This is a genomic window from Reyranella sp. (assembly GCF_965227665.1).
Classification (GTDB): domain Bacteria; phylum Pseudomonadota; class Alphaproteobacteria; order Reyranellales; family Reyranellaceae; genus Reyranella.
In genome coordinates this window covers 4,325,334-4,345,945 of the sequence record NZ_OZ245767.1, presented here as the reverse complement: position 1 = coordinate 4,345,945, position 20,612 = coordinate 4,325,334, and the positions used below count along the sequence as shown (strand labels likewise).

Genomic DNA, 20,612 nt, shown 5'->3' with positions numbered 1-20,612 from the left:
TTCAGCAATCGAAGAAGACGGTCTCGTGCGGCCCACCCAGGTGCAGGGGGAGCCGCCAGATGCCGGCCTCACCACGCATCGCGATCAGGGTGGCGCGCCGGGCGGGATCGACGAGTTGAAGGACAGGGTCCTCGGCCAGCGCCGGATCGCCGTCGAAATAGAGGCGCGTCGCGAGGCGATTGAGGACGCCGCGCGCGAACACCGAGATGTTGATGTGCGCCGCCTGCAGGCCGCCGGCCGGCCACGGCACGCGCCCAGGCTTCACGGTGGCGAAGCGCGCGCATCCCTCGGCGTCGGTCGAGGCGCGGCCAAAGCCTTCGAAGCCGACATCGAGCGGCAGGTTGCGGCGATCCTCAGGGTGGTTGTAGCGGCCGTGGCTGTTGGCCTGCCAGATCTCGAGCAGGCCGTCGGGCACGATTGCGCCCGCGCCATCGTGAAGGGTCAGGGCAATCTCGATTCGCTCACCCGCGACACCCGGCATCGCGAGGTCTTGACGATAGGCGTTGGTGACGGTGCCGAAATAGAACGGGCCGATCGTCTGCGACGGCGTCAGCGCGCGGCTCATGGGTTCTCCATCGGCGTGGCGTGGCGTCCGCGCAGCACGATGTCGAAGCGATAGGCCAGCGCCCATCCGGGTTGCGTCGCGTCCATGTCGAAGGCGGCCTGCAGCCGCTCCCGCGCGCCTTCGGGCACCGAATTGTAGATCGGGTCGAAGGCCAGCAGCGGATCGTTCTGGAAGTACATTTGCGTGATCAGGCGCGTGGCGAAGGCCGGCCCGAACAGGGAGAAGTGAATATGCGCCGGCCGCCAGGCATTGTGGTGGTTGCCCCAGGGATAGGCGCCGGGCTTGATGGTGATGAACTTGTAATTGCCGTCGGCATCGGCGCGGGCACGGCCGCCGCCGTAGAAATTCGGATCGAGTGGCGCATCGTGCTGGTCGCCGGGATGATGGTAGCGACCGGCCGCATTGCATTGCCAGATCTCGACCAGCGCCTCGGGGACTGGCCTGCCCTCTTCGTTGAGGACGCGACCCTGCACGATGATGCGTTCACCCAGAGGCTCGCCCATGTGCCGGCGCGTGAGATCGTTCTCTACCGAGTCGAGCCGCTCCTCACGCAGCAGCGGCCCGGTGATCTCCGACAGCGTGTGCGGCAGGACGATCGCCGGCTTCGAGGGCGATCGGCTGACCGTCGACTTGTAGGCCGGCGAGAGATTGGGCGGGTGATGCCCTGGGGCCGGACGGCGGTACGTTTCCTCTTTCATACCCCCGAGCTTAGCGCCGGCTCAGGCCGCGCGCACCTCCAACCCCTGCGGCGTGGCGCGATAACCGGTCAGGGTGCGCTCGGCATAGCCCAGCCGCCAGTCCAGCATCTTGCGGGCATAGTCGGCGACCGTCGCCGCATAGGCCGGATCGGTGGCGCAGTTGACGAACTGGCCCGGGTCCTTTTCGAGGTCGAACAGGAGCGGCGGCAGGGCCGCGAAGTGCACGTATTTGAATTTTTCGTCCTGAACGACAGCGAGCGAGCATTTGTCCATCGGCACGCCCAGCGACGATTCAGGCTTGCTGTAATGCAGGTCGCGGAAGTCGAACTCGTAATGGACCTCGGTGCGCCAGTCGGCCGGCACCGTGCCCTCGCAGAAGGGCAGCAGCGAGCGGCCGTCGCACTGGCGCGGCACCGGCAGCCCCATCCAGTCGAGCAGGGTCGGCATGGTGTCGATCGTCTCGGTGAAACGATCGACGATCGTGCCACGGGTACCGTTTGCCTCGGTCCGCGGATCGCGGATGACCATCGGGATGCGATAGGATTCGTCGAAGTAGCCGATCTTGCCCAGCAGGTGATGATCGCCGCCCTGCTCGCCATGGTCGCAGGTAAAGACGATCAGCGTGTCGTCCCACTGCCCCGTCTCCTCCAGATAATCGAAGACGCGGCCGAGATGATCGTCGATCTCGCTCATCAGGCCGCAATAGGTAGCGCGCATCTGCGCCACCTCGGCCTCGCTCATGTCCGAACCGAGCGCCTGTCCGTCCTGGAAGAAGCTCGCCTGCTTGATGTTGCGCACATAGTAGTCGAGCAGTGCGTTCTGCTTGCCCTCTTCCGCCGCCGACGAGGCGCGGATCGGCTTCGGCATGTCCTCAGGACGATACATGGAATTGTAGGGCTCGGGCGCGATGAACGGCGGATGCGGCCGGTAGTAGCCGAGATGCAGGAACCAGGGCTTGCCGCCACGGCCCCGCAGATAGTCGAGCCCGCGCTCGGTGAACCAGGCGGTGTCCGACAGCTCCTTGGGAATAACGGCCGGCCGGCCGGTCGCGCCGGCTCCCGGCTCTCCTTGCGGCAGCCAGATCTCCTCGCGGGTCTTAGGCAGCGCGAAGCCCTGGCTGGCGACCCAGCCGAAATAGGCGTCGCGGTTCTCGAAGGCGCCGACCGAATGGAAGCCCTCCATGATGTCGCCCAGCACAAAGAAGCGCGGATCGTTGGGGGCCGTCTGGCGCGGATCGGGCGTCGTCGTCGTGTAGCCCACGAGCGCGGGATCGTAGCCACCGCGCCGCAGCTCGTGCGCCAGGTTGGTGAAGCGCGAGGACAGAGGGATCGTGTTCTGCACCGCGCGATGGTTCATCATGTACTGGCCTGTCAGCAGGCTGGCGCGCGCCGGGCCGCAGGGCACGGCCTGGGTGAAATGATTGCGGAAGGTGACGCCCTCGGCGCACAGCCGGTCGAGATTGGGCAGCTTCAGATAATCCGCGCCCAGCTTGGGCAGCATCAGCCCGCGCCACTGGTCGACGACGATCAACAGGACATTCTTGGACGCAGGCATGTTCATTCACCGAGGTTGGACGGCGGCGGGATTGCGATAGAGTGCCGCCAAATCGACGGAGGAGACAACACGTGGCGCGTTTCAAGATCGTGACGACGGGACCAGGAAAAACCGATCATTCGCTGGAAATGGAGACGCTTGGGCCCATCGGCGCGGAAATCGTCGAAGTTTCGGGCGACGAGGCCGAACTCATCAAGGCGGTGGCCGATGCCGACGCCATCTACGGCAAGGGCCGTCCGCGGATCACCGCCAAGGTGATCGAGGCCGGCAAGAAGCTGAAGGTCGTATCGCTGGGCAGCGTCGGGGTCGATTCAGTCGATGTGGATGCGGCCACGCAGCTCGGCATCCCCGTCACCAACGTGCCCGACACGTTCATCGAGGAAGTGGCAGACCATGCCATGACCCTGATCCTGGCCAGCTGGCGGCGCCTGGTGGTGCAGGACCAGATGGTACGCAAGGGCGAGTGGGCCAAGGGCCGGCCGCACCTCTACCAGTTCCCGCGCCTAATGGGCATGACGCTGGGCTTCATCTCGTTCGGCCATGTCGCCCGCGCCGTCGCCAAACGCGCCGCGCCGTTCGGCTTTCAGATGCTGGCCTACGATCCCTATATCGAGGAGCTGGTGATGTCCGACTACGGCGTCCAGCCGGTCGGCTATGACGAGCTGCTGCAGCGCTCCGACATCGTGAGTATGCACGCGCCCGGGACCAAGGACGCGCACCACCTGATGAAGGAGCAGCATTTCCGCCAGATGAAGAAGACGGCGCTGTTCGTGAACACCGGCCGCGGCTCGACGGTCGACGAGCCGGCCATGATCAAGGCGCTGCAGGAAGGCTGGATAGCCGGCGCCGGCCTCGACGTGCTCGAGACCGAGCCGGTCGGCCACAACAATCCCCTGCTTGGCATGGACAACGTCATCCTCACCGCCCACGTCGCCTCGGCCTCGAGCCGTTTCGACCCCGCCCGCAAGCGCCGCGTCGGCGCCGAGCTCGCCCTGGTACTGGGTGGCAAGTGGCCGCGCGCCTGCGTCAATCCGATGGTGCTTGAGAAGTCCAAGCTGCAGCGCTGGCAGCCCTTCTCGATGGAGCGCGGTCCCGGCAACTAGACTGGAACGAACCGGTCCGCGCCGGCTCAGGATTGCTGCAGCTGGAGCCGGTCGCGGATCGCCCTGTCACATTGGGCAAGGCTCTCGAACGGTCCGAGGATGACGTGGCCGCCGTCGTCCATCGCATACCAGCCGGTCTGGGTGAGATTGTAGTCTCCCAGATCCTCGGACGGGACATGGACGGCGATCAGATCCTTCGGTGTGCGCATTCACTGCACATGCGCCCCCCGGCAGGGCTTTTCAACCCCGGCGGGTCCAGCTCGCGAGATTGACCGCGCCGGGCGGCACCTCGCCCTTCACCAGCGCCTCGACCTGACGGACCGTGTCCATCGCCTGGCTTTCGCTGGCGGGCGGCGTCAGGCCGCCGATATGCGGCGTCGCAATGACGTTGGGCAGGCACGCCAGCTCGGGCGACGGCATCTGGTCGGGCGCACGTCCGACATCCATGGCCGCGCCGGCAATGCGGTTCGCGCGCATAACCTCCGCGAGGGCGCCCTCGTCGACGAGGTTGCCGCGCGACATGTTGATGAAGAAGGCGTCGGGCTTCATGCGGGCGAAGGCTGCGGCGTCCAACAGGTTCTCGGTCTCCTCGTTGGCGATGGCGAGACAGATCACGTAGTCGGCCTTCGCCAGCAGATCCTCCATCGGCAGCTTCGCGTACCGGGGATCGTCGATCTGGGCATAGGGATCGGACACCAGCACGGTCATGCCGAGCTGGGCCAGGACCGGCGCCAGTGCGCGCGAGATGCGGCCGTAGCCGATCAGGCCGACGGTCGACCCACCGAGCTGACGGCCGACCTTGATCTCCGGCATGCGGCCTTCGTGATAGGCCGTCGCCGCCCGCGTGATGCCGCGCGACAGATCAACCAGGAACCCCAGCGTGAGTTCGACCACCGACTGCACGAAGCCCGCCTCGGCCTGGGTGACGAGGACACCCGCCTGGGAGGCCGCGGCCACGTCGATGTTGCGGATGTCGATGGCGCTGCGCATCACCGCGCGCAGCCCCGGCAGGCTTTCGAAGACGAGCGCCGGAATTGCCGTCGCCCGATCGGCAACGATGAAGTCGACACCGCGCGCCATGCCGATCACGCCCTGCGCATCGAGCGGCGCCGCGCCCTCGTGAAGCACGACCTCGACCAGCTCCTGCAGTCGCGTGAGGGCGCGGGTCCCGTAGTATTGCCGCCGGGCGAGCGGGGCATGGGTCAGGAGAAGCTTGTTCATGCCGCGAGCCTACGCCGGCAGCGCGGAGAAAGAACCGAGCAGGCGGTCGAAATAAGCTCTTCAGAAGCACCATCGCGCAACATTATTGCGCCGTCGGTCACCATGACCCGGGATTCAGGGGGGGGGGTGCGACATTCGTTTCGGTTGTTTCGTTTATTTCGTTTGTTTCGTTTATTCGCCCCGACTCCGACGTCTTCAACGGGCGGCTAGCTCTTCATCGGCGTCGCTTCGCCCAGCAGCGAGACATGCGCGGCGACGATGCGCCAACCGTCGGGCGTGCGCATCCAGGTGTGGCTTTGCCGGCCGGGCTTGCTCGCACCGTGGCGCTGGAACTCGCAGTTGGCCGTGCCGAAATCGCGGCCGTAGGTGACGATCCAGAGCTTCAGCAGGTCGCGGTTCGGCACGAACTGCGGGTTGCGGCCCGAGCGGAAGGCGGCGATCTGGTCGTAACCATAGAGCTGCTCGCCGATGCCGTAGCGCAGCGTGTGCGGGCTCTTCCAGAAGAGTTCGTCGAGCACCTCGACGTCGTTGCTGTTGAGAGCCGCCTCGTAGCGATTGAATGCGGCCGTCACCTCGTCAACGATCTCGGGAATGTTGATTTCCATGCGGTCTCCTCAGAGTCTGACTCGAAATGAAAGCAGCAAAAACAACAGGCTATGAAAGGGCCCGATAACCTCACCCTGAGGAGCGTCGCGCAGCGATGCGTCTCGAAGGGTGGGAACGAGCACCTTGCCTGTTGCCCATCCTTCGAGACGCGCCGCGGGGCGGCGCTCCTCAGGATGAGGTAAGGGCTTGAATCGATTCAATTATCCGGTCAGCCCCTCAGGCGGGCGGCGCGGCGGCGACGCCGAGCTTCTGCAGGTGGGCGGCCACGCGCAGCGCGGCCTGCTCGTTGTAGGGTTTGGCGATGAGCTGCACGCCGATCGGCAGGCCACCCGGTCGTTGCAGCGGCGCCACCGCGACCGGCAGGCCGATGAAGGAGATCGGCTGGGTATAGATGCCGAGATTGGCGCGCACCGCCAGCTCGACGCCGTCCAGCTTCATCATGGTCTGGCCGAGCTTCGGTGCCGTGCACGGCGTTGCGGGCGCCAGGATCACGTCGACCTCTTCGAACAGCTTGAGCACGTGGGCGCGATACTGGCGGCGGAAGCGCTGGGCCTTCACGTACCAGGCGCCGGGCAGCAGGGCGCCCGCCATGAAGCGCTCGCGCGTGTCGGGATCGAAATCCTGCGGACGCGTGCGCAACCGCGGCAGATGGAGCTGCGCGCCCTCGATGGCCGTGATGACATAGGCCGCCGCCCGCGCCGCCGCCGCCTGCGGCAGCACGACGGTCCTGGTCACGCCCAATGCCTTTGCGACGGTCGCGACGGCCTCGAAGGCCTCGGGCTCGCCGCCCTTCGCGAAATAGTCTCCGGCGATGGCGATGCGCAGCCCGTCGACGCCTTCGACCAGCCTCGGCAGCGTCGGGTCGGCCGGGCGGTCGGTGCAGACCGGGTCGTCCGAGTCCCAGCCCTGCATGGCATCGAAGGAGAGCGCCAGATCCTCGGCCGAACGGGCGATCGGCCCGAGATGGTCGAAGGAATCCACGAAGGGGAAGGACCCGGCGCGGCTCAACCGTCCATAGGTCGGCTTCAGCCCAAACAGGCCGCAGAGCGATGATGGCACACGGATCGAGCCATTCGTGTCGGAGCCCAGCGCCAGGGGCACCTCGCCCGCCGCCACCGCCGCACCCGAGCCGCCGGAAGATCCTCCCGACATGCGCGTAGGATCGTGCGGGTTGCGCGACGGCCCGTAATGGGCGTTCTCGCCGGTGAAGTCGTAGGCGTACTCGCCCATGTTGAGGCCGCCGACCAGGATGGCGCCGGCCGCTTCGAGCTTGCGCACCAGCGCGCCGTCGCGCTCGGCCTTGGGGCCGTCGACGTTGATCTTCGAGCCCGCGCGGGTCGGCAGGCCCGCGATGTCGAACAGGTTCTTCACCGCGAAGGGCACGCCCAGCAGCGGCCCGCGATGCAGCCCGGCGTCGATCTCCGCCGCACGCTGGCGGGCGCGCGCGGCAACCACGTCGGTGAAAGCGTTGATCGTGGGCTCCGCCGCCTCGATGCGCTTCAGGGTGGCGTCGATCACGGCAGCGGCCTTGACCTTGCCGCTCATCACGGCGCCCGAGATCTCCGTCGCCGTCGCGGCCTTCGAAAGAGGGTCGGTCATGGCCGGAACACCGGAGCCGACATCAGCTCGTCCTCGAGGTCCAGCTCGAGCAGCGGCTGCGCGATCATCAGGGAGCGCTCGACATTGAGGATCACGTTGGGGAGATATTCGGGCGCGATCGCGAGGCCTGCGGTCTTCGCGCCCTCCTCGACCATGCGCGCCACGTCACGCTTCTGTTCGGCCATGCGCTTCCTTCCTTCATTCAGTTGGGACGGTAGGCTTCAGACGCCATGGAGATCGCGGCGCATGAGCCGGTAGCTCGCGCCCAGTTCCCGTCCAAGCTGCCGAAGAATCTGCAGGATTGCCAGCCCGGCCGCCGTGTCATGCGCGCGACGCTTCATGGCACACCCTCGCTCCCCTGTTTCCCGCCAGTCCGGGAAGGCAAGGACCGTGCCAAGGTCTGCGCGAATCTGGAGGCTGCATTCAACGCATTGCTTGTCTAAAACCCTCACATGACAGCTTTTCTCGACCTCGGGGTTCACGCGCTGCTCGGCGCCTATCGCGCGCGCACGCTCGACGTGCGTCAGACCATCGAGGAGGTGCTGAAACGCATCGCAAACGCCGGCGACGACAAGGTCTGGATTTCGCGCGCCTCCGACGACGCGCTGCGCGCGCAGGCCACCGCGCTGGATGCAAGGCGCGACGAGATCGACCGGTTGCCGCTCTATGGCGTGCCGTTCGCGGTGAAGGACAATCTCGACGTCGCCGGCATGGTGACGACCGCGGCCTGCCCGGGCTTCGCCTATGAGGCCAAGGATTCCGCGGAGGCCGTGCGTCGCCTCGTGGACGCCGGCGCGATCGTGGTCGGCAAGACGAACCTCGATCAGTTCGCCACCGGCCTCGTCGGCGTGCGCTCTCCCTATGGCGTGCCGCGCAATCCATTCGACGCCTCGTATGTACCCGGCGGATCGAGTTCGGGATCGGCCGTCGCGGTCTCGTCGGGACTCGTGAGCTTCTCGCTGGGCACCGACACTGCGGGATCGGGCCGTGTGCCGGCCGGCTTCAACAACATCGTGGGCCTCAAGCCCACGCCCGGCCTGCTCAGCAACGAAGGCATGGTGCCGGCCTGCCGCTCGCTCGACTGCACCTCGGTCTTCGCCCTCTCGTGCGCCGATGCCGATGCGGTGCTCGCCGTCGCCGCCGAGCCGCAGGCGACACCTTCCATCGGCCGGACTTTCCGCTTCGGCATCCTCGACACCAGGGACGCGGAGTTCTTCGGCGACGCCGCCTATGCCGCGCTCTATGCCCAGTCGATCGAGCGGCTGAAGGGACTGGGCGGCACGCCGGTCGCGATCGACTACGCCCCATTCCGCGACGCTGCCCAGCTTCTCTACAACGGCCCCTGGGTCGCCGAGCGCACCGCGGCGGTCGGTGCCTTCATGGAGGCGGCCGACGACGCGGCGGGCGTCTGGCCGACGACACGGCAGATCGTGCTGAGCGGCCTCGAGTACAGCGCCGTCGACGCCTTCGAAGGCCAGTACCGTCTTGCCGAACTCAAGGCGCGTGCCTTCGCCCAGATGGAAGGGCTCGATTTCCTCGCGGTGCCCACGGCCGGCACGATCTACAAGCTGGCCGATCTCGAACGCGAGCCGGTGCTCTACAACTCGCATCTCGGCCACTACACAAATTTCGTGAACTTCTTCGGCCTGTCGGCGCTCGCCGTGCCGGCCGGCTTCCGGCCCGACGGCATGCCGTTCGGCATCACCCTGATCTCCAGCGCGAATGCTGAACGCGCCCTGCTGGCGTTCGGTGCCCGCTGGCAACGCGCGGTGCCCTTGCCGCTCGGCAAGACGATGAGCCGTCTGCCGCAGCCCGAGAACGATCCGACCGTCACGGAAGATCGCGTCCCGATCGCCGTGGTCGGCGCCCATATGAGCGGCCTCCCCCTGAACGGCCAGCTTCTCGAGCTCGGCGGCCGCCTTCAGAGCGCGGGCAAGACCGCACCGTCCTATCGCTTCTACGCCCTGCCCGGCGGCCCGCCGCACCGGCCGGGCCTGGTGCGCGTGACCGAGGGCGGCAGCGCCATCGACCTGGAGGTCTGGAGCCTGCCGGCCGAGAGGATCGGCGATCTGCTGCGCCGCATCCCCGCCCCGCTGGGGCTCGGCACGGTGAGCCTGGCCGACGGCACCGATGTGCTGGGTTTCCTCTGCGAGGCACATGCGGCGCAGGGCGCGCACGACATCACCTCGCTGGGCGGCTGGCGGGCCTACGTCGAAACGTTGCCATAACGCAGCGCCCTTCAACTGCGGGGCGCCGGTCTGCTAGGGTCCGCTCCTTCGAGGAGAGGAAACGAACCCATGAGTGGAAAAATCGCCGTCGTCACCGGCGCGGGCAGCGGCATCGGCCGCGCCTCGGCGCTGGCCCTGCTGAACAACGGCTACAAGGTCGCACTGGCAGGCCGCCGCAAGGACGCGCTGGACGAGACGGCTTCGATGGCCGGCAACAATGCGCCGAACGCGCTTGCCGTACCGACCGACGTCACCAAGCGCGACGATATTCTGGCCCTGTTCGCCAAGGTGAAGACGACCTGGGGTCGCCTGGACCTGCTGTTCAACAATGCCGGCGGCGGCGCGCCGCCCGTGCCGCTGGAAGAGTTGCCCTATGAGACCTGGCTGAGCGTGCTGGCGGCGAACCTGACCGGACCGTTCCTGTGCACGCAGGAGGCCATCAAGATCATGAAGGACCAGACCCCGCGCGGCGGCCGCATCATCAACAACGGCTCGATCTCGGCGCACGCGCCGCGGCCCTTCTCGGTCGCCTACACCTCGACCAAGCATGCCATCACCGGCCTCACCAAGTCGACGTCGCTCGACGGCCGCGCCTACGATATCGCCTGCGGCCAGATCGACATCGGCAACGCCGTGTCGCCGATGACCGACCGCATGACCAAGGGCGTCCTGCAGCCCAACGGCACGACCATCGCCGAGCCGCGCATGGACGTCTCCGCGGTGGCCAACGCCATCCTCTACATGGACAGCCTGCCGCTCGACGCCAACGTGCAGTTCATGACCGTCATGGCCACGAAGATGCCGTTTGTGGGAAGAGGTTAGCGCGTCAGCGCTAACCTCTGGCGGGCGGCAGCGCCTTCTGAGGCGCGAGAGCCCGCACCGAGCAGAATAGATACGCGGGCTTGGAGGCCCGCGATCTGAGGGCTTAGTAGCCCTCGTCCTGGAGATTGAGCAGCGGGAACGCGCTGTGCACGCCGGTCAGGTTGGTCGGCATGCTCCTGGCGATATAACTCTTGTCGAGCTGCGCCAGCGAGGTGACGCCCAGCAGGCCCATCGCCTCCTTCATCTCCTCCTCGAGCAACTCGATCACGCGCTCGATGCCGGCGGCGCCGGCGGCGGCAAGGCCGTAGCAATAGAGGCGGCCGAGACCAACCCAGTCGGCGCCCATGCAGATCGCCTTCACGATGTCGCTGCCGCGACTGAAGCTGCCGTCGACCGCGACCTTGGCGCGCCCGGCGACCGCCTCGACGATCTCGGGCAGCACCTCGGCCGAACCGCGGCCATGGTCGAGCTGCCGACCGCCATGGTTGGAGCAGTAGACCGCCCAGACTCCGTTCTGGCAGGCAAGCTCGGCATCCTCACCGGTGCCGATTCCCTTCAGCATGAACTTTACGTCGGGGAACTTGTCGCGGACGGCGATGAAGTTCTTCCACGAGAAGGCCGCCTGGTGATCCTGGCCGGTCGCCACGGCGCGCCAGGACTTCACGAAGCGCTTGGCGATGTCGCGCTCGCGCCGGCTGTAGACCTGGGTGTCGACGGTGATGCAGAAGGCATCGTAGCCGGCGTCCATCGCCTCCTTCACGCGGTCCGCGACCCAGGCATCGTCACCGCGCACATAGAGCTGGTAGATCTTGGGGCCCGCGCCGCCCTTCACGATGTCCTGGAGGCTGAGCGTGGTCACCGAGCTGATCAGCATCGCGACGTTGCTCGCGCCCGCGCCCTTGGCGACGGTGATGCCGCCACCGGCCTCGAACGATTCCAGGGATCCGACGGGCGCCAGCATCACCGGCAGGCGGATCTTCTTTCCGAGGATTTCGGAGGACGGATCGATCTTCGACACGTCGCGCAGCACACGGGGCTTGAAGGCGATCGTGTCGAGGGCCAGCCGGTTGCGACGCAGCGTGGTCTCGGTCTCGGTGCCGCCGATCAAATAGTCCCAGATATTCGGATTGAGCCGGATTTTCGCCGCTTTTACGATCTCGTGTAGCGTTACGAATTCGCTCTCCAGGCCACTCGCCATCGTTCCCTCGAATCTTTCAATGCCGACGGTTTTCTTGCGCGTCTCCAACGCCCCGTCAACGTGGCGTCACAGGCAGCCGGCATTGACGATGACGCCCCTGGGCGATTTGATCGATATGGGGTACTCGCTCGGCGGAATACGCAGGATCGGCCTGCTTTCCGCGGGCAACCGGTGAAGGACTTGAGATGAAGAGACGCGTTCTGACGGCAGCACTGGTCTTCGGATGGATGGCGGGGCCGGTCTTCGCCGCCGATCCCGTGCCCGCGCTCAAGGAAACGCCGATGTTCGCCGACCAGGTGAAGTCCGGCGCCCTGCCGCCGGTCGACAAACGCGTTCCCGAGCAGCCCTGGGTCGTGAAGTATTTCGCCGGCGGCGACGGGCCCGGCCAGCAGGGCGGCCAGCTCAACATGCTGGTGGCCAGTTCGCGCGATACGCGCCTGATGACGATCTTCAGCTACACCCGCCTCATCGTCTACGACGACAAGTTCAAGCTGAAGCCCGACATTCTCGAGAGCTACGAGGAGAAGGACGGGCGCGAGTTCACGTTCAAGCTGCGCGCCGGCCACAAATGGTCGGACGGCCATCCGTTCACCACCGAGGATTTCCGCTTCTTCTGGGAAGACGTCGCCAACAACAAGGACCTCACCGCCGGCGGCCCCAATGTCGAGCTGCTGGTCGACGGACAACCGCCCAAGGTCGAGATCATCGATCCGCTCACGATCAAGTACACATGGGACAAGCCCAACCCGTACTTCATCGAGAGCCAGGCGCGCGCCGCGCCCCTCTTTCTCTACAGGCCTGCCCACTACCTGAAGAAGTTCCACGCCAAGTACACGCCCGAAGCCGAGATCCTCAAGTCCGCGCGCGGCGGCCAGCAGAGCTGGGTGTCGATCTACCGCCGCCTCGATGTGATGTACGCCAACGACAACGTCGATCTGCCCACGCTCAATCCCTGGGTGGGCACGACCGCGTCGCCGGCCCAGCGGTTCGTCTACGTGCGCAACCCCTACTATCACCGCATCGACGAAAAGGGGCAGCAACTGCCCTATGTCGACCAGGTGATCTTCACGGTGGCGGCCGCCAACCTGGTACCGGCCAAGGCGGGCCTCGGCGAGGCCAACCTGCAGCCGCGCTACCTCAACATGCGCGACTATACCTTCCTGCAGAAGAGCGCCCAGACGTCGGGCGTGAACGTGAGGCTCTGGGAGGCCGGCTCGGGCTCGCAGCTCGCGCTCTATCCCAATCTCACCACGAACGACGCGGAATGGCGCAAGCTGATGCGCGACGTGCGTTTCCGCCGGGCGCTGTCGTTGGCGATCGACCGCGAGGAACTGAACCAGGTCGTCTATATCGGTCTGGCCAGGCCGTCGAATAACACGATCATGCCGCGCTCAGAGCTGTTCAAGCCGGAGTACGCGACCAAGTGGGCCGAGTACGATCCCAAGCTCGCCAACAAGCTGCTGGACGAGATCGGCCTCACGAAGAAGGACAGCCAGGGCATCCGCCTGCTGCCCGACGGCCGGCCGGCCACGATCGTCGTCGAGCATGCCAGCGAGGAAACCGAGGACAGCGACGCGCTCACGCTGATCGCCGACAACTGGAGGAAGATCGGCATCAAGATGCTGACCAAGCCGCAGACCCGCGACAACTTCCGGCTCCGCACCTCGTCGGGCGAAGCCGTCATGACGGCTTTCGCCGGCGCCGTGACCGCGGTCCCGACTCCCAATACCAGCCCGAAGGAGTTTGCGCCGACCATGCTGGGCGGCCTGCAATGGTCGCGCTGGGGTATGTTCGTGGAGTCGAAGGGCCGGCAGGGCGAGAAATGCGACCTCGCATCGGCCTGCAAGCTTCTCGACTATGTGAAGGAATGGGAAACCGGCACAACCGAAGAAGACCGCCGCAAGGCCTGGGACAAGATCCTCGCCACCAACGCCGACGAGGTCTTCTCGATCGGCACGGTCAATGGCGTGCGCCAGCCGGTCGTGGTCGGCCCCAACGTCCGCAACGTGCCGAAGGAAGGCTACTACGCCTGGGATCCGGGCGGGTACATCGGCCTCTACCAGCCCGACACGTTCTGGATCGCGCAGTAGGATCACTTTCCTCCCCATTCAAATGGGGAGGTGCAGGCGTCTCGCGGCTTGTAACCAAGCCGCCAGCCGGCGAAGGGGTCATGACCTTGTTGGGACGCCCATGACCCCATCGCCCCGTGCGGCGGGGCACTTCCCCATTTGAATGGGGAAGCAATTGATCGCTGATGGCCGTCACCAGGTATCGATGTTCGGCCGCTTCTTGTGGCTGTGCGCCGGCCGCGGCTTGGCCTCGAGCAGTGCGGTCGCGATCCAGCGCCGCGAATCGGCGGGATCGATCACCTCGTCGACCTCGAAATAGGTCGCGGTGCTCAGCGCCTTGCCGCGCGCATAGGCGGCCGCGACCATCTTGTCGAACAACGCGCGCCGCTCGGCCGGATCGCTCACCGCCTCGAGTTCCTTGCGGAAGCCGAGCTTCACGGCGCCTTCCAGCCCCATGCCGCCGAACTCGCCGGTCGGCCAGGACAGCGCGAAGACCGGTGCATGGAAGGAACCGCCTGCCATTGCCTGCGCCCCCAGCCCGTAGGCCTTGCGCAGCACGATGGTGCCGAACGGCACCGTGAGATTGGCGCCGGTCACGAACAGGCGCGAACAGTGGCGCACCAGCGCCGTCTTCTCGATCTCGGGCCCGACCATCATGCCCGGCGTGTCGCACAGGAACAGGATCGGGATGTCATAGGCGTCGCAGAGCTGCAGGAAGCGCGCGGCCTTGTCCGAACCGTCGCTGTCGATGGCACCTGCCAGATGCACCGGATTGTTCGCCACGATGCCGAGCGGCTTGCCCTCGATGCGGCCGAATGCCGTCACCATGCCGGGCCCGAAGGCGCGCCGCACTTCGAGCACCGAGTCCTCGTCGCACAGCGTGGCGATCACGTCGCGCACGTCGTAGACGCGCAGCCGGTTCTCCGGGATGGCCCGCCGCAGCAGACGCTGGTCGGCCGCACGCCATTCCGGCAGCGCGCCCTGGAAGTAGGAGAGGTACTTCTTGGCGACGGCGACCGCCTCGGCTTCATCCTCGACCGCGATGTCGACCACGCCGTTGGGCACCTGCACGTTCATGGGTCCGACTTCCTCGGGCGAGAAGACGCCGAGATTGCCACCCTCGATCATCGCCGGGCCGCCCATGCCGATGGTCGAGTTCCTCGTGGCGATCACGACGTCGCAGCAGCCCAGAATCGCGGCGTTGCCGGCGAAGCAGCGCCCCGAGTTGATGCCGACCAAGGGCGCCACGCCGCTCAGGCGTCCGAAGATGTGGAAGGCCATGGTGTTGAGGCCGGCCACCGACTGCACGTCGATGTCGCCCGGCCGGCCACCGCCGCCCTCGGTGAAGAAGACGAGTGGAATGCGCTGCTTCTCGACGATCTCGAACAGCCGGTCCTTCTTGTGATGGTTGTTCTTGCCCTGGGTGCCCGCGAGTACCGTGTAGTCGTAGTGCGCGACCGCGACCCGGCTGCGCTCGGGCCCGAACAGCGACCCGTTGACCCGGCCGATGCCGGTGATCAGCCCGTCGGCCGGAGTCTTCTCGATCAGGTCCTCGACCGTCCGCCGCGTGCGCTGGCTGGCGATCGCGAAGGCGCCGTATTCGACGAAGCTGTTGGGATCGACGAGATCCTCGAGATTCTCGCGGGCCGTACGCTGGTTGGTCTTGCGCCGCCGCGCCACCGACTCGGGTCGCATTTCGTCGAGCGTGAGCGCACGCCGTTCGAAGTACTCAGCTAGATCCGGGCGGACATGATCGAGGTCGATCGTTTCCTCGACCGCCGTGCCTTTCACCTCGACGTCGGCCTCTTCGACAAAGAGCAGCGAATGGCCCTCGTAGACCGTCTCGCCCGCCTCGACCGCGATGCGCCGCACATAGCCGCGCACCGGACTGCGGATCTCGTGCTGCATCTTCATGGCATCCATGACCAGCAACGCCTGGCCCGCCGCCACCGGATCGCCCTCCCTCACCGACAGGCTCACGATCGTGCCCTGCATCGGTGCGGGCACAGCGACCGTGCCGTCCGGCGCGTCGCTTTCGGGCGCACGCGACGCCGTCTCCGCCTTCGCCTTGCCGAAGGCCAGGACGGCCAGCGGGTCGACGCTGTCGACCCGCGCGCCGGCCTGGCGCGGCGATGATGCAGGTGCTCCCGCTGGCGCCGCGCCTTCGAAATAGAGACCGGCCTTCAACCTGGCCGCCGCGTCGATCAGGGACGCGGCCTGCTCGTCCACGAAGCGCGTATGGACCTTGTCGGCGCGGAAGTCGGGATGAGCGATCAGGGCGCGCAGGAAGGCGATGTTCGAAGGGGCGCCTTCGAGCCGGAAGGCTGACAGCGCCCGCTCGGCCCGCTGCAGCGCACTGCCGAAATCGGCCGCGTGCACGATCACCTTGGCGAGCAGCGAATCGAAGTTCGGATTGGTGCGATAGCCCGCATAGCCATAGGTGTCGACGCGCACGCCCGGCCCCGACGGCGGCTCGAACGCCGTGAGCGTCCCGCCCCCCGGCTTGGCCGAGCCGTCGGCCGTCATGGTCTCCATGTTCACCCGGAGCTGGATCGCATGGCCGCGCGGCGACGCCTGCCCAACGCCGGTCTCTTCCAGCGACGCACCGCCCGCCAGCCGCAACTGTGTTTTCACGAGGTCGACGCCCCACACTTCCTCGGTGACGGTATGCTCGACCTGCAGGCGCGGATTGGCCTCGATGAAGCAGAAGAAGTCCGGCGCCGCGTCGTCGACCAGGAATTCGAAAGTACCGAGGCTGCGATAGTTCACCGCCTTCGCCATCCTCGCCGCCGACTCGACGATCTGCCCGCGCATCGCCTCGGCGAGGTTCGGGCTGGGCGCCAGCTCGACGATCTTCTGGCTGCGGCGCTGGATCGTGCATTCGCGCTCGCCAAGCGAGGCGATGCCGCCGTTGCCGTCACCGACGATCTGAACCTCGATGTGGCGCGCGCGGGCGATCAGACGCTCGGCATAGAGGGCGCCGTTGCCGAAGGCCGCCTGCGCCTCGGCCGAGGCGCGCGTGAAGGCTTCCTCGATCTCGGCCTCCTGCGTGACGATCCGCATGCCGCGCCCGCCACCGCCCGCGATCGCCTTGATGACGATGCCGGCCTTGCGATGCTTGGCGAAGAAAGCTTTCACGCCCGCCACGTCGACCGCACTGTCGGTGCCCGACAGGACCGGCGCCCCGTTCTTGCCGGCATGCGCCCGGGCGCGCGCCTTGTCGCCGAACAGGTCGAGTTGCTCGGGCGTCGGGCCGACGAAGACCAGCCCCGCCTCGGCGCAGGCCGTCGCGAAGGCCGCGTTCTCCGACAGGAACCCGTAGCCCGGATGCACCGCGTCGCAGCCCGCGTCTTTCGCGGCCGCAATCACACCGGCGATGTCGAGATAGGCCGCTGCGCCACGTCCCTTGAGAGGGCGCACCTCGTCCACCCGGCGGACGTGCAGCGAGGTCGCGTCGTCCTCCGAATGGATGCCCACGGTTGCAATGCCGAGTTCGGCGGCGGCCTGGGCGATGCGGATGGCGATCTCGCCGCGATTGGCGATCAGGAGTTTCTTGAGCATGTCAGCGTGGGGTAGAACCCCCTCCATGTCGAAAAGGCTTCTCATTGTGGCGCACGCCCCGTCGGAGAACACGCTTTCCCTGCGTGACGCCGTGGAACGCGGCGCGCGCAGCGAAACGGGAATCGACGTCCTGGTGATCCCACCGCTGCAGGCCGGCCCGCAGGACGTGCTGGCTGCCCAGGCGGTGATCCTCGGCACGCCCGAGAATCTGGGCTACATGAGCGGCGCCCTGAAGGACTTCTTCGACCGCAGCTACAATGCCTGCCTGGAGAAGACGCAAGGCATGCCCTGCGCCCTCTACATAAGGGCCGGCAGCGACGGCACCGGCACGCGCCGCGGCGTCGAGACCATCCTGACCGGTCTGCGCTGGCGTGCCGTGCAGGAGCCCCTGCTCTGCAAGGGCCCCTGGCAACCCGCCTTCGTCGGCCAGTGCGAGGAACTGGGCGCCGCCATGGCGGCCGGCCTCGCCGCCGGCATCTTCTGAACTACTGGCCCAGAATCACTGCGCCGTGTAACCGCCGTCGACGACGAGGCCCGAGCCGGTCATGAAGCCGGCATCGTCCGACGCCAGGAACACGATGCCCTTGGCGATGTCCTCGGCGACGCCCAGCCGGCCAATCGGGTGCATGCTGAGCGAGGTCTTGCGCGTGGCTTCCGTGTCGTTGGTGCCAAGGGCGCGCGCCCTCATGGCGAAGGTCTGCTGGCCCATGTCGGTGTCTATGACGCCGGGATGGATCGAGTTCACGCGGATGCGGTAGCCCTTGCGGCCGAACTCCAGCGCCGTCGACTTGGTGAACAGCGTGACGCCACCCTTGGTCAGCGAATAGAGCGGATCGAGCTGAGAGCCGACCAGCCCCGCCACCGAGGCGAGATTGACGATCGCCGATCCATGCACGCTCGTGGCGCCGCGCGCCTTGAGATGCGGAAGCGCGATCCTCGTGCCCAGCACCACGCCGGTCAGATTGACGGCGACGAGCCGGTGCCACTCGTCCATCGAGGCTTCCTCGACGCCCTTGCCCACGAAGATGCCGGCATTGTTCACGAGGATGTCGAGCCCGCCGAACTTCTTCACCGTCGCATCGAGGGCGGCGGTCCAGCTCGCCTCCTCAGTCACGTCGAGCGGCACGAACAGCGCCTGGCCGCCCGCAGCCTCGATCTCCTTCACGGTCTGCCGGCCACGCTCTTCGAGCACATCGCCGATCGCCACCTTCGCGCCGACGCTCGCCATGAGCTTCGCCGCCTCGCCGCCGATGCCGCGCGCGGCGCCGGAGAGGAACGCTACCTTGCCATCGAGCCTGTTCATTGCACGTCTTCCTCCTGATCGTTTTACCGACCATCTCAAAGCCGCTATGGTCCGCGCAAGGCACAACGCCGACGATAACAACCTCCGGGAGGAAATCGATCCATGTCGCGAAACGCGCGACGCGGCTGGCTTGTCGCGACGGCAACGATGATGGCGATCTGCGTCTTTGCCATCTGGCAATCGCTGCTGCTGTCGCTGACCGACCGCTTGGGCCCCGGTCCCGGCTTCTTCTCCTTCTGGCTCTCCCTCCTGGGCGTGCTGTTCGCCGGGCTGCTGATTCTCGACGTATGGCGCAAGCCGGTGATCGAGAGTGACGAGACACTGTTCCCGCGTGGCGAAAGCGCCTTCCGCGTGCTGATCATCATCGGGGCAGTGGCCGGCGCCACCCTGCTGATGGGATGGGTCGGCTTCGAGCTGGCCATGCTGGCCTTCATCGCCTTGCTCACCTTCGCGCTGGGCGAACGGCGCTGGTACGCGATCGGGCTGTTCGCCATCGCCGGCAGCTTCGGCGTCTACTATGTGTTCACGCGCTGGCTCGACGTGCTGCTGCCGCCCGGCCCCTGGGCCGCCTGATGGAATCGCTCGGATACCTGATGGCCGGCCTCGGCGCGGCCCTCTCCTTCAACAATCTGCTGTTCGCCTTCGCGGGCTGCGTGCTCGGCACGCTGATCGGCGTGCTACCGGGCCTCGGCCCGGCCGCCGGCACCGCGATCCTGATCCCGCTGACCTTCAACCTCGACGCGACCGGCGCCATCATCATGCTGTGCGCCATCTACTATGGCGCCATGTACGGCGGCACGATCACCTCGGTGCTGATCAACGTGCCCGGTGAAGCCGCCTCGGTCGTCACCTGCATCGACGGCTACCAGATGGCCAAGCAGGGACGCGCCGGATCCGCGCTCGCCATCGCCGCCATCGGCTCGTTCGTCGGCGGCATCGTCGCCACAATCCTGCTGGTCGCCGTTGCCGCACCGCTGGCCAGCCTGGCGCTGAAGTTCGGACCGGCCGAGTTCTTCGCCCTGATGGTCGCGGGCCTCTGCCTCGTGGTCGGCCTCGCCGGCCGCAACATCCTGGCCGCGCTCCTCATGACGGCGCTCGGCCTGCTCCTGTCCCTCATCGGCATGGACCCGGTCCGCGGCGCGCCGCGCTTCACCTTCGGCATCGAGGAACTCTATGACGGTATCGGCTTCGTGCCAGTCGTGATGGGCCTGTTCGGTGTCGGCGAACTGCTGCTGGCGGCGGAAGCGCGCCAGACCCACCTGATCCAGGCCGACCTCAAGAAGTGGTATCCGAGCCGCGACGAGTGGCGCCGCTCATCGGGCGCCATCGGGCGCGGCACGGTGATCGGCTTCGTGCTGGGCCTGATCCCCGGCGTGGGCGCCATCGTCCCGACCTTCATGGCCTACGTGCTGGAGAAGCGCATCTCCAAGAATCCGGAACGCTTCGGCAAGGGCGCCATCGAGGGCGTGGCTTCGGCGGAGACCGCCAACAACGCCTATGCCAACGGCTCCATGGTGCCGCTGCTGGCGCTGGGCGTACCGAGTTCGCCCACCATCGCGGTGCTGATGGGCGCCTTCATCGTCAATGGGCTGACGCCGGGACCCTTCCTGTTCCAGGAGAAGCCCGAACTGGTCTGGACGGTCATCGCCTCGTTCTTCGTCGGCAACGTGCTGCTGCTGATCCTGAACCTGCCGCTGGTCGGACTGTGGGCACGGCTGCTCAAGATCCCCTTCGCCTATCTCTGCACCGGCGTGCTCATCTTCTGCATCATCGGCGCCTACGGGCTGAAGCAGAGCCTGTTCGACGTCTGGGTCATGCTGGGCTTCGGCGTGCTGGGCTACATCCTGCGCAAGCTCGACTTCCCGATCGCGCCGGCGATCCTGGCGCTGATCCTGGGACCGATGATGGAGAAGTCGCTGCGGACGACGCTGGAAATCTCGGGCGGCAGCTTCGCGATCTTCCTCGACCGCCCGCTCGCGCTCGCGCTGCTCGCCGTACCGCTCATCGTGCTGGCCGCCATTGCCCTCAGGCCGCGCGCCTTCGCCAACTTGAGACAAACAGATATCGAATGAAAAGGAGGACTCT

18 protein-coding genes are annotated in these 20,612 nt (G+C 66.8%); 7 read left to right on the top strand and 11 right to left on the bottom strand.

Going from position 1 to position 20,612, the window contains the following annotated elements; translation table 11 throughout:
* Window position 1: 1 nt before the first annotated feature.
* From pcaG to pehA, 3 genes are read right to left on the bottom strand one after another with little or no spacing between them, the layout of a single operon-like run.
* A complete protein-coding gene (gene pcaG, locus ACO07I_RS21015) occupies window positions 2-565 on the bottom strand; it encodes a protocatechuate 3,4-dioxygenase subunit alpha (protein ID WP_422010767.1) in 564 nt (187 codons plus the stop codon).
* Window positions 562-1,263, bottom strand: coding sequence for a protocatechuate 3,4-dioxygenase subunit beta (pcaH, locus tag ACO07I_RS21010; RefSeq protein WP_422010765.1), 702 nt, complete (start codon window positions 1,261-1,263; stop codon window positions 562-564). Before pcaH ends, pcaG begins: the two co-directional genes overlap by 4 nt.
* Before the next feature lie 21 nt (window positions 1,264-1,284).
* Entirely contained in the window at window positions 1,285-2,817 is a 1,533-nt protein-coding gene (gene pehA / locus ACO07I_RS21005; RefSeq protein ID WP_422010763.1) for a phosphoric/sulfuric ester hydrolase PehA, read from the bottom strand.
* A 71-nt stretch (window positions 2,818-2,888) separates the two neighbouring features.
* On the opposite strand from pehA, the gene ACO07I_RS21000 reads away from it, so the two are divergent.
* The gene (locus ACO07I_RS21000) at window positions 2,889-3,920 is read left to right on the top strand and encodes a C-terminal binding protein (protein ID WP_422010761.1); all 1,032 of its coding nucleotides are present in this window, start codon (window positions 2,889-2,891) and stop codon (window positions 3,918-3,920) included.
* A gap of 26 nt (window positions 3,921-3,946) precedes the next feature.
* Here the strand turns inward: ACO07I_RS21000 and ACO07I_RS20995 are convergent, their stop codons facing one another.
* The 5 genes from ACO07I_RS20995 to ACO07I_RS20975 all read right to left on the bottom strand — a co-directional run bounded on the left by ACO07I_RS20995 (window position 3,947) and on the right by ACO07I_RS20975 (window position 7,531).
* The gene (locus ACO07I_RS20995; protein ID WP_422010759.1) at window positions 3,947-4,129 is read right to left on the bottom strand and encodes a hypothetical protein; all 183 of its coding nucleotides are present in this window, start codon (window positions 4,127-4,129) and stop codon (window positions 3,947-3,949) included.
* Between the two features lie 31 nt (window positions 4,130-4,160).
* Window positions 4,161-5,141 carry an NAD(P)-dependent oxidoreductase gene (locus tag ACO07I_RS20990; RefSeq protein WP_422010757.1) on the bottom strand — a complete coding sequence of 327 codons (981 nt, stop codon included), beginning with the start codon at window positions 5,139-5,141 and terminating at the stop codon, window positions 4,161-4,163.
* Between the two features lie 206 nt (window positions 5,142-5,347).
* Complete coding sequence (hpxZ, locus tag ACO07I_RS20985; RefSeq protein WP_422010755.1) at window positions 5,348-5,746, bottom strand: oxalurate catabolism protein HpxZ; 399 nt, start codon at window positions 5,744-5,746, stop codon at window positions 5,348-5,350.
* 217 nt (window positions 5,747-5,963) lie between these two features.
* On the bottom strand, window positions 5,964-7,346 hold the full coding sequence (locus ACO07I_RS20980) for an AtzE family amidohydrolase (RefSeq protein ID WP_422010753.1): 1,383 nt from the start codon (window positions 7,344-7,346) through the stop codon (window positions 5,964-5,966).
* Entirely contained in the window at window positions 7,343-7,531 is a 189-nt protein-coding gene (locus ACO07I_RS20975) for an AtzG-like protein (RefSeq protein ID WP_422010751.1), read from the bottom strand. Before ACO07I_RS20975 ends, ACO07I_RS20980 begins: the two co-directional genes overlap by 4 nt.
* Window positions 7,532-7,798: 267 nt before the next feature.
* On the opposite strand from ACO07I_RS20975, the gene atzF reads away from it, so the two are divergent.
* Complete coding sequence (atzF, locus tag ACO07I_RS20970; protein ID WP_422010749.1) at window positions 7,799-9,574, top strand: allophanate hydrolase; 1,776 nt, start codon at window positions 7,799-7,801, stop codon at window positions 9,572-9,574.
* A gap of 69 nt (window positions 9,575-9,643) precedes the next feature.
* Window positions 9,644-10,396, top strand: coding sequence for an SDR family oxidoreductase (locus tag ACO07I_RS20965; protein WP_422010747.1), 753 nt, complete (start codon window positions 9,644-9,646; stop codon window positions 10,394-10,396).
* A gap of 103 nt (window positions 10,397-10,499) precedes the next feature.
* Here the strand turns inward: ACO07I_RS20965 and ACO07I_RS20960 are convergent, their stop codons facing one another.
* A complete protein-coding gene (locus tag ACO07I_RS20960) occupies window positions 10,500-11,594 on the bottom strand; it encodes an alpha-hydroxy acid oxidase (RefSeq protein ID WP_422010745.1) in 1,095 nt (364 codons plus the stop codon).
* 185 nt (window positions 11,595-11,779) lie between these two features.
* Between ACO07I_RS20960 and ACO07I_RS20955 the strand changes: the two genes are divergently transcribed.
* Window positions 11,780-13,684, top strand: coding sequence for an ABC transporter substrate-binding protein (locus tag ACO07I_RS20955; protein WP_422010743.1), 1,905 nt, complete (start codon window positions 11,780-11,782; stop codon window positions 13,682-13,684).
* A 171-nt stretch (window positions 13,685-13,855) separates the two neighbouring features.
* Here ACO07I_RS20955 and ACO07I_RS20950 read toward each other — a convergent pair whose 3' ends face one another.
* Window positions 13,856-17,224: a carboxyl transferase domain-containing protein gene (locus ACO07I_RS20950; RefSeq protein WP_422010741.1), complete on the bottom strand. Its 3,369-nt coding sequence runs from the start codon at window positions 17,222-17,224 to the stop codon at window positions 13,856-13,858.
* A gap of 25 nt (window positions 17,225-17,249) precedes the next feature.
* Between ACO07I_RS20950 and ACO07I_RS20945 the strand changes: the two genes are divergently transcribed.
* Complete coding sequence (locus ACO07I_RS20945; RefSeq protein WP_422010739.1) at window positions 17,250-17,708, top strand: flavodoxin family protein; 459 nt, start codon at window positions 17,250-17,252, stop codon at window positions 17,706-17,708.
* A 15-nt stretch (window positions 17,709-17,723) separates the two neighbouring features.
* On the opposite strand, the gene ACO07I_RS20940 is transcribed toward ACO07I_RS20945, so the two are convergent.
* On the bottom strand, window positions 17,724-18,527 hold the full coding sequence (locus tag ACO07I_RS20940) for an SDR family NAD(P)-dependent oxidoreductase (RefSeq protein ID WP_422010737.1): 804 nt from the start codon (window positions 18,525-18,527) through the stop codon (window positions 17,724-17,726).
* Window positions 18,528-18,629: 102 nt separating this feature from the next.
* Between ACO07I_RS20940 and ACO07I_RS20935 the strand changes: the two genes are divergently transcribed.
* Together ACO07I_RS20935 and ACO07I_RS20930 are read left to right on the top strand one after the other, a co-directional pair.
* Window positions 18,630-19,100: a tripartite tricarboxylate transporter TctB family protein gene (locus tag ACO07I_RS20935; RefSeq protein ID WP_422010735.1), complete on the top strand. Its 471-nt coding sequence runs from the start codon at window positions 18,630-18,632 to the stop codon at window positions 19,098-19,100.
* Window positions 19,100-20,599, top strand: a complete 1,500-nt coding sequence (locus ACO07I_RS20930; protein WP_422010733.1) for a tripartite tricarboxylate transporter permease — start codon at window positions 19,100-19,102, stop codon at window positions 20,597-20,599. The genes ACO07I_RS20935 and ACO07I_RS20930 overlap by 1 nt, the downstream gene beginning before the upstream one ends.
* Window positions 20,600-20,612 lie beyond the last annotated feature (13 nt).

Bases quoted from the DNA above. Each gene is read 5' to 3' on its own strand.
- pcaG (WP_422010767.1), bottom strand. From the start codon at position 565: ATGAGCCGCGCGCTGACGCCGTCGCAGACGATCGGCCCGTTCTATTTC.
- atzF (WP_422010749.1), top strand. From the start codon at position 7,799: ATGACAGCTTTTCTCGACCTCGGGGTTCACGCGCTGCTCGGCGCCTAT.
- ACO07I_RS20945 (WP_422010739.1), top strand. From the start codon at position 17,250: ATGTCGAAAAGGCTTCTCATTGTGGCGCACGCCCCGTCGGAGAACACG.
- ACO07I_RS20955 (WP_422010743.1), top strand. From the start codon at position 11,780: ATGAAGAGACGCGTTCTGACGGCAGCACTGGTCTTCGGATGGATGGCG.
- ACO07I_RS20965 (WP_422010747.1), top strand. From the start codon at position 9,644: ATGAGTGGAAAAATCGCCGTCGTCACCGGCGCGGGCAGCGGCATCGGC.
- ACO07I_RS20950 (WP_422010741.1), bottom strand. From the start codon at position 17,224: ATGCTCAAGAAACTCCTGATCGCCAATCGCGGCGAGATCGCCATCCGC.
- ACO07I_RS20990 (WP_422010757.1), bottom strand. From the start codon at position 5,141: ATGAACAAGCTTCTCCTGACCCATGCCCCGCTCGCCCGGCGGCAATAC.
- ACO07I_RS20935 (WP_422010735.1), top strand. From the start codon at position 18,630: ATGTCGCGAAACGCGCGACGCGGCTGGCTTGTCGCGACGGCAACGATG.
- ACO07I_RS20995 (WP_422010759.1), bottom strand. From the start codon at position 4,129: ATGCGCACACCGAAGGATCTGATCGCCGTCCATGTCCCGTCCGAGGAT.
- pehA (WP_422010763.1), bottom strand. From the start codon at position 2,817: ATGCCTGCGTCCAAGAATGTCCTGTTGATCGTCGTCGACCAGTGGCGC.
- pcaH (WP_422010765.1), bottom strand. From the start codon at position 1,263: ATGAAAGAGGAAACGTACCGCCGTCCGGCCCCAGGGCATCACCCGCCC.
- ACO07I_RS20980 (WP_422010753.1), bottom strand. From the start codon at position 7,346: ATGACCGACCCTCTTTCGAAGGCCGCGACGGCGACGGAGATCTCGGGC.
- ACO07I_RS20960 (WP_422010745.1), bottom strand. From the start codon at position 11,594: ATGGCGAGTGGCCTGGAGAGCGAATTCGTAACGCTACACGAGATCGTA.
- hpxZ (WP_422010755.1), bottom strand. From the start codon at position 5,746: ATGGAAATCAACATTCCCGAGATCGTTGACGAGGTGACGGCCGCATTC.
- ACO07I_RS20975 (WP_422010751.1), bottom strand. From the start codon at position 7,531: ATGGCCGAACAGAAGCGTGACGTGGCGCGCATGGTCGAGGAGGGCGCG.
- ACO07I_RS20940 (WP_422010737.1), bottom strand. From the start codon at position 18,527: ATGAACAGGCTCGATGGCAAGGTAGCGTTCCTCTCCGGCGCCGCGCGC.
- ACO07I_RS20930 (WP_422010733.1), top strand. From the start codon at position 19,100: ATGGAATCGCTCGGATACCTGATGGCCGGCCTCGGCGCGGCCCTCTCC.